6 protein-coding genes and 1 pseudogene are annotated in these 8,022 nt (G+C 35.4%); 6 read left to right on the top strand and 1 reads right to left on the bottom strand.

Translation table 11 applies throughout. The features are described 5' to 3' along the window. The first annotated feature begins 606 nt into the window (after nt 1-606). Both HNP81_RS18925 and HNP81_RS18920 read left to right on the top strand, forming a co-directional pair. Nucleotides 607-1,812 (top strand): MFS transporter, encoded by a 1,206-nt coding sequence (locus HNP81_RS18925; protein WP_182503650.1) that lies wholly within the window; start codon nt 607-609, stop codon nt 1,810-1,812. A 46-nt stretch (nt 1,813-1,858) separates the two neighbouring features. After that, nucleotides 1,859-2,419 (top strand): TetR/AcrR family transcriptional regulator, encoded by a 561-nt coding sequence (locus tag HNP81_RS18920; RefSeq protein ID WP_182503649.1) that lies wholly within the window; start codon nt 1,859-1,861, stop codon nt 2,417-2,419. A 218-nt stretch (nt 2,420-2,637) separates the two neighbouring features. On the opposite strand, the gene HNP81_RS18915 is transcribed toward HNP81_RS18920, so the two are convergent. Next, nucleotides 2,638-3,861, bottom strand: coding sequence for an AraC family transcriptional regulator (locus tag HNP81_RS18915; protein ID WP_182503648.1), 1,224 nt, complete (start codon nt 3,859-3,861; stop codon nt 2,638-2,640). A gap of 231 nt (nt 3,862-4,092) precedes the next feature. Here HNP81_RS18915 and HNP81_RS18910 point away from each other — a divergent pair, with 231 nt between their 5' ends. The 4 genes and pseudogenes from HNP81_RS18910 (at nt 4,093) to HNP81_RS18895 (ending at nt 7,980) form a co-directional block, all read left to right on the top strand. Then, nucleotides 4,093-5,517, top strand: a complete 1,425-nt coding sequence (locus HNP81_RS18910; protein ID WP_182503647.1) for an MFS transporter — start codon at nt 4,093-4,095, stop codon at nt 5,515-5,517. 775 nt (nt 5,518-6,292) lie between these two features. Next, on the top strand, nt 6,293-6,490 hold the full coding sequence (locus tag HNP81_RS24045; RefSeq protein WP_246399454.1) for a hypothetical protein: 198 nt from the start codon (nt 6,293-6,295) through the stop codon (nt 6,488-6,490). Nucleotides 6,491-6,706: 216 nt separating this feature from the next. After that, nucleotides 6,707-7,251: pseudogene (locus tag HNP81_RS24040) on the top strand (tyrosine-type recombinase/integrase); the annotation flags it as partial. Between the two features lie 117 nt (nt 7,252-7,368). Next, nucleotides 7,369-7,980, top strand: a complete 612-nt coding sequence (locus HNP81_RS18895; protein WP_182503646.1) for a DUF7010 family protein — start codon at nt 7,369-7,371, stop codon at nt 7,978-7,980. Nucleotides 7,981-8,022: the final 42 nt, after the last annotated feature.

Raw genomic sequence — 8,022 nt, 5'->3', positions numbered from 1 at the left:
ACTAATGAAACAAATTTCACCTCTAATGCTCTTTGGGATTAGAGGTTTTTATCTTGTGCAAATAACTTCTCCATATTCAATTAAAGGGCCATTTAGCGGAGTAAGAATCTCAAGCAAAATTGAATACTTATTGTAATGCTAGTGTGGTGTTTGTGAAAGATTGTACTTAATCTATAGGGGCAGGATAGTGTAAGTGTAATACTTCACAAAATGCTAAAAAATTGGCTGTTTTTATAAATTATTGGTAGCTTTTAAATTTTGATAAAGGATGTGGAAGCTGAAAGCAATTTTCGCCTTATTAAGGGTGTGACTTCCTTATTTAATCAATATATTTACTGCAAATAAAGGTCACCATTGTGATTAGGTGAGTGTAGTATGCTACAGAATGGATCCTTCATAGTACAAGGTGGTGTTTTAACGCCATAGGAGTTTTGTATAGCATCTTGATTTTAAAAAACGCTTGATTTTGATTTTGGTTATTCAAACTATCTGTAAATTTTATTAAAAATACCTATGAATCTTCTAAATATTATTTACATTCTGACTTAAGTCAGATACAATGAATTCCATATCTTCGAGATAAAATTTATAATGTGAGGGATTCATATGACTGTTATTACAAAACAAACTTCAAAGGTAAAGCTATGGAGCCGTTCTTTTATTTTTGTCATGTTGGCCAATGCCTTATTATTTGGGGCGTTCGAGATGTTGCTTCCGACCTTGCCTCTATTTGTTTCACATATTGGTGGAGATCCTACACAAATTGGATTAGTGACAGGAATATTTGTGTTTTCAGCGATTCTCATTCGGCCTTTTGCAGGTGTTCTCGCTACCAAAATGGATAAAAAATATTTATTAATTATCGGTATCGCAATATGTGCTCTATCTAGTGGATTATACTACCTATCGTCAGGTATTGGGATAATGATTCTTATCCGAGTGATTCATGGTTTTGGTTTTGGCTTAGCTACTACCTATTTTACGACCATCGCAGCTGAAAATATTCCTGAGGATCGTCGAGGAGAAGGTATGGGGTATTTCGGAGTGGGAGAGACGATGGCCATGTCTGTTGGACCGTTAATGGGGGTCAGTATCCTAGAAAACTCTCATTTCGGAGGCTTATTTATGGGGTGTACAGCGTTCATTTTACTAGCCCTATTGACAACGATTTTCATTTCTCGAAAACCTAACATGGCAAATGAATTAAGAACAGTAGAAGCTCCAACCACTACGGTTAAGTTGATCGAAAAACGTGTGCTATTTCCATCTATTCTTACTTTTATGACGGGAATAAGCTCTGGTGGAATCATGTCATTCACTACTTTATACGCAATCGATAAAGGATTTGAAAATGTCGCATGGTTTTTCTTCATTGTAGCAATTGCAGGTCTTCTCGTGCGGTTGGTTTCTGGTAAAATGTTTGACAACCTCGGACCTGGTTATGTTTTAATCCCAGCTGGAGTGATTAGCATTGCTGGTTTGATTATCTTTATCGTGGCTCAAAATGAGATTATGTTTCTCTTGGCTGGTTTCCTATATGGAATGGGATTTGGAGCCATTTTTCCTGCTCTTCAGACTGTATGCTTGAACCTAGTGGAGGAACATGACCATGAAAATGCGATCGGATCCTTTTTTAATTTTTATGATTTAGGAATCGGCGGAGGCTCTATTTTACTTGGTATGGTGGCAGAAGCCTTTTCCTATGAGGCTGTATTCTATGTAGCGATCATTACCTATGTCTTATATTTACTCCTATATTTTATTCATGCTACTTTCATTTTACAAATGAAAAAGAAGAGAAAATTAGCATAGAATTACGACTCTAGCCTATGTTATGTTTGACTTATGGAGGTAAAAAATGAGCAAAGAACAGATAAAAAAGATAGCGATTAAACATTTTAACCAATTTGGATATGAGGGAACGAAGATGGCCCAAATTGCGGAAGAAACAGGAATTCGGAAGCAATCTCTTTCCTATCACTATTCAACCAAAAAGGAACTATTCTTGGAAGTCTATCAAGATGTCGTACAAGAAGAACGATTGTTTGTCCAGAACTATTTTCAGGATCATGCAGAAGAACCTATCGAACATCAGTTGTACAACTTTTTAACGGAACATAAAAATCGTTTTCTAACGAATCCTAATGCTTCATTTATGCTAGTATTGTCATCTTTTACGCCATTGGAGGTTTATGACTATGTCATCTCCCAATTCCGTTTATATTTGGCCATTCTTAAAGAAGAGGTTGCCGCTTGCTTTTCCAAGCATACCTGTCGTTTAAGTCCTGAAGAATGTGCGATTGCGTATGCCACGCTATTAGACGGTCTCGATGTCCAGTTATTATATGAAAACAGTCAGGCATATGAAAAAGTACAACAGATTACTTGGAATATTTTCTGGGCTGGCGTTCAAGGGTAAAGGGAAACTTCCATGAGTGGAAGTTTCCCTTTTTGTTAATCTGAGATAAAGTGAATCCCCCACTGTTGGTTAGATGAACCAATCGGACCTTTACTGCCCGTTGAGAGTGGGATAAAAAGTTGGGCAAGATCCAATCACTATACAAATGGTATGGCTTGGCATTGTCTCTATCCCAAAAATGCATCTCCCACTTTTAAAAGAGTAGACATATGAGTTTTTCATGTGTTTACTCTTCTACCATTCTTATACTCCGTTGCCGTCATTCCTTTTATTTCCTTAAATACTTTGCAAAAATAATTATAGCTGCTAAATCCAACCATATAGCTAATATCCGTGATCGATGATTGTCCCTGTTCAATGAGAAAGACTGCTTCATCGATTCTTTTCTTCTGAATATATTCAATGACCGTCATATTCATCTCATCTTTAAATTTCTTTGCTATATAGGTCCTATTAAAACCAAGTTCATCTGCTACCGATTGTAGATTTACCGGTTCACTAAAATGAAGATTGATATACATAAGTACCTGTTTGACCACTGAACTATGTCCTTTCATCGTAAAGCTTCTCACAGCATTACAATATTCTTCTGTCATGGCCACTTCCAACAGATCTAGTTCAGATAAGGTGATGGTTTCCTCAATTTTTATGGCAAACTTTTCTGAAATTCCATGCAAATATTGTGGAGCTACTCCACCCTTATTGGCTGCCAAACGAAGCATGGTACTGTAGCTGAAAGCAATATTTTTTTTTGCTCTTAAAGGATTTCCAGGCACCCTGTATAAGAAATCTCCCGAAAAGTCTACTAATGTTTCCAGAGCCTTTTCTGTATTTCCTACCTCAATAAAGTGTAAAAGTTTTTTCTCAATCTCATATCTTAGTTTAATATCAAAATCATCTTCATCAAATTCTTGTGGTTGAAGCTTTTTAGGATTGTCCCCCTCATTGCTTACCATTGTGATGATTTGAGATTTTATAGGAGGATGTCCATAAATATTCACTAAAAGATCTCCTAATGCTAAGTGTGATTCTCCAATATAGGCAATGGATTTATAATAGTTTTCCAAAGATTTGAACCAGCTATTTTCCAAATGGTTTTCCTTAATTACATGCCAAATGAAAGAATTTGTTACCTGTTCTTTTAAAAAAGGACCTACTATGACCATCCCTTTATGCGTTTCATGGGTGATAATGGCTATGGCGAAATAGGAAAGGCCAAAGGAATCTGTTTGAAAACAAAAACTATGTTTCTTTGCCTTCATCAGTGCTTTTTGAAAAAGAGCATACATCCCCTTCTTAGTTTCTGTCATGATGAGGGGTTCTGTGTCATCTGAGATGTGTAGAATGGTTCTCAATTGTTCATCTATGACTTCAACATCCATTTTAAAAGCATTTTTGATCATCCAACACTTTTCTGTTAATTCATTTAGTAAGTTCTCCATTGTTTCACCTTTATCTATAATCTCATTTCATTATCACACCATCTTAACGTTCAAATTATTTTTTGTATATATCGATAAGTATGACAAATGTGGTTTTTTTATTTTGTAAGCGAGAACATTATAGCTTTAATTTTGCATATTAACCAACAATAGTAGGTGTGGAAACGCTTTTATTGTATTATGATGTACCCATATTAAAGATTTTAATATACATTTTTAGGAGGAAATCCTATGGGGAATAGTTCAATTGCTAGTGAAATTCAATATAATAACGCCAAACCATGGCAGCTTGTCGCTTTTGCTTTTAACAATTCAGCAACAAATGCTCAATACTTTATGTACCTCATGTTTTTTATCTATTATTGTACAGATAGCTTAGGGCTGTCAGCTGTTATTGTCGGTGGAATGATGACATTTTCTCGTATTTTTGATGCATTTATCGATCCAATGATTGGATTAATGATCGATAAAACGAATACTCGTTTTGGAAAATTCAGACCTTATATGTTTGTGGGCATGATTATTATGAATATCTCTACGATTGGGCTCTATTGGGGGCTTCAATTAGATAGTAATATTGCCATGTATACATGGATTGCAGTTTGTTACGTGATTTGGAACATTGGCTATACTTGTTCTACGATTTGTACAAAGAGTGCTCAAAATGTTTTAACGAATAATCCGAAGCAACGCCCACTAGTAAGCGGGATTGACCAGGTTATCATGACTGGACTCGATATTCTTATTTTCTCCTTTGGTATGATCATTTTAAATTATTTTGGCGGAGTAGAGGATCCTGCTTCATTTAGAAACTTTGCTTTTATGATTGCAGGGTTTACCACTTTATTCACGATCTTTGCAATGGCTGGTATCTGGAAAAAGGATAATGAAAATTACTACGAAGTAAAGGATATTACTAAAAAGGAAAATCAGATTAAAATAAAAGATTTCATTTCTATTATTAAAGGTAATAAAGCGCTTCAAATGCTAATAGTTGCGGGGTCTTCAACGAAAATTGCAACTTCCATTCAAAGTTCAGCAACCGCTTACTTCTTTATAATTGTCATGGGTGGTGCGGAATTTCAGGCAATCGTCAACGGACCTGCAACCTTTGTTAGTTTAGCGGGTGCCTTTATCGGTGTTGGCTTAGCTGTCTATTTAGGATTAAAAAAATCATTTGTGATTGGACAAATTCTCAGCATTGTGGCTGCGGCCATCATTTTAGTCATTCGACCATTTGATGCGGGCTCTGTTATTCTAGCGGTTGTATTAATCTCTTTCTTCCGTCTAGCCGAGAGAATGGCTGATACGAATCAGATTCCAATGATTGCCGATGTAGCCGATTATGAGCTTTGGAAAAACGGACGTTTCATTCCTAGCATGATTGCCACTGCGTTCTCGTTTGTGGATAAAATGGTTAGTTCTCTAAGTGGTTTATTATTAGGAGCTGTACTTGGAGCTGCACATTATACAGCAGGGATGGAAGTAACCCTAACACTATACTGGTCTATATTAGGACTGTACTTTGGTGCACCGCTAATTGCTCATATCATTGCATTGATCGCCATGAAGAAGTACCCAATTAACAAGGAGTTTTATGAAAAAATGACAAGAGAGAATAATGAAAGTAAAGCAAAGGTTGAAATGGGAGCGTAGTAGTCATGTAATAACCTTTTACAAAAACGTATATGTGGAGTGACTTTTATAAGGATAGAAGAGAAACGAATATCTTTTTAGAATAGCAAAGTAGGATGTATGAACAATTAATGGGTGTTGATATTGATTTGTAATATCATTTTTTAGCAACATGTAAACGAATGAAAAGCAGTAAATGATAAGCACAACTCTATCGGGATGAAGCAATCTTTGTACAATCTGATCATCAATAGTTAGATAGAAAAATTAATTAGTACATATGAGTGCTTCTAATAAAAATGCACTGTTAGTAAACTTTGTTGATAAGCTAGATGAGTTAAAAATCAATCATATTGTTTATCAAAACTAATAAAAAAGGGACCGTTGCCTCTTAAAGGCAACGGTTTTTGTACTTATCATTATCTTAATGATCGGCCAATAGAAATGCAAAGCGATGTTTGATCAACAGAATTTTCAATTAGACAGCATTCTAGTCCAAAGACTTCATTAATCATGTTTTTGGTAAATACTTTTTGGGGAGGCCGAATTAATTACACGTAAAGTGTTTTACAACGAATACATTAAAAAGCGCTAGCTTTGGACTATAACGGAGGTGGAATTTTTGAAAAAAGTTCTAACCCTTGCATCCACAATACTTTTATCAATGTTGGTTGCCTGTCAATCAATTAAGGAACAATCAATTAAGGATACCTCAGATTTAGTTATACCTACTAAGGATAGTATTATATGAGATGGTTATCCAACAAATGAAAACTGGCAAACTTATGGTCCTAATATGGAAAAATTAATGCTTGTTGAACCTGATTTAATGTTGGCAGAAGGTGCGAACGGGTTATTAGGATATATTTATCAGCCTGAAGGTATATCTTCGCCAAGTGAGTTAGATGAATATAATAAATCATTCAAAGTATCGATACCATTATATTTACAAGATGGTAAAACGATTATTGGTACATTTTATTTTACGCATTGATTGTAAGTCGAAAATAAACTGAAAACATCTTCTTCAACAATTGGGCGCTTTTCTTGAGTAAAGAAAGGCCCTTTTTTCTTGTCTATTAAGGGCTCTCACGGTTCGATAATTGGGTATTGTCTGCGATTGTTGAATAACTTGCGTATAAAAAGGGCTCTCCTTGAACATAATAGTGTCTAGATTAATTGATTTATAACATAGGAGAGTGAAAGAATAATGTTATTATCAGAAGCTTGGAAAAAGTATCAACTAGATAAAAAAATTGAGCGATATTCCCCCCTAACATTAAAAACATATTGTTTTCAATATAATCTCTTATTACGATTTTCGGTGATATTAATATGAATGAACTTACTACTGAGAAATTAAAAGAGTACCTAATTCAGGCAGGAGAACAATTAAAGCCTTCTAGTTTAGGTCACAGGGTTCGTTGTATTAAATCCCTATTCAAATGGACACATGATGAAGGATTTATTCCTAAAAACCCTGCTGCTAAATTAAAAAAGCCGAAATTAGGCAAAAGAATTCCAAAATTCCTATCAGAACTAGAGATTGAACATCTTAGGGAAGCCTGTCATACTTCGATGGAGAATGCGTTATTTGAATTTATGTAATCTACTGGCTGCCGTATTGGGGAAGTTGTGAAATTAAACCGTGATGATATTAATTTCGCAATGAATTCAGTCATTGTACATGGGAAAGGTGATAAAGAAAGGAAAGTGTACTTTAATACCCGTTGCTCCATTTGGTTAAAAAGGTATCAAAGGGCCAGTTAATGGAATAAGGTATTGTAGATAAAATGAATATTAGCAACTATTCAGTGGGCATATGAATATAGGAAACTGATTTTAAAATTACAGAAACTCGTGGAAAGGAGAATGCCTGTGTCGCAAACCGTTGTTTCCAAATCGGATGTGCGTGGTACAGCCTCCGGGGTTATGTTTATGGCTTTTTTTGGAACAGTCTGGGCAGATATTGGTATTGGAGGTTTGAAGGGATGGGGTTCCATCTATTTGTTGATTTTGGCGGTAATGATCGGCGCTGTTTTATTTACCTCTGGAATTGCATTGATAAAAGGTTCACGAAATTTATCTAATAATACGAGTGCCTATAGTTCCAAGAATGTCGGCAAGTGGTTTAATATTGTCTTTGCTATAGAATTTGTGTTGATTATAATTGCTGCCGTTGTATGCAATTCAATTGGACATTTTGATTGGTTTTTCCCAATTATGGCTATTATTGTTGGCGCTCACTTTTTTCTACTGGCTTACCTTTTTCAAGTCAAGGCTTACTATGTTACGGGTTCACTTCTTTGCTTACTGGCAATAGTGACATTGCTCTTTGTGCCGTTAGAGGTTAATCTGGGGAAACATCAGGTTAACACATGGTGGTTACTGATTGGCTTTGGCTCCATGTTGATATTATGGGCAACGAGCGTTGTAATTTTGTCCATGGGTAGAAAGTTACTTGGGATGGCACAGAACGAATAATATTGCTGTTTCATGATAATAAAGTTGTTTAAAAAACATAGT

Origin of the sequence: Peribacillus huizhouensis (assembly GCF_014138605.1) — a bacterium.
GTDB lineage: Bacteria > Bacillota > Bacilli > Bacillales > DSM-1321 > Peribacillus > Peribacillus huizhouensis.
Note: the sequence above shows the minus strand (reverse complement) of the source record. Positions and strands in the feature narration are given on the sequence as shown.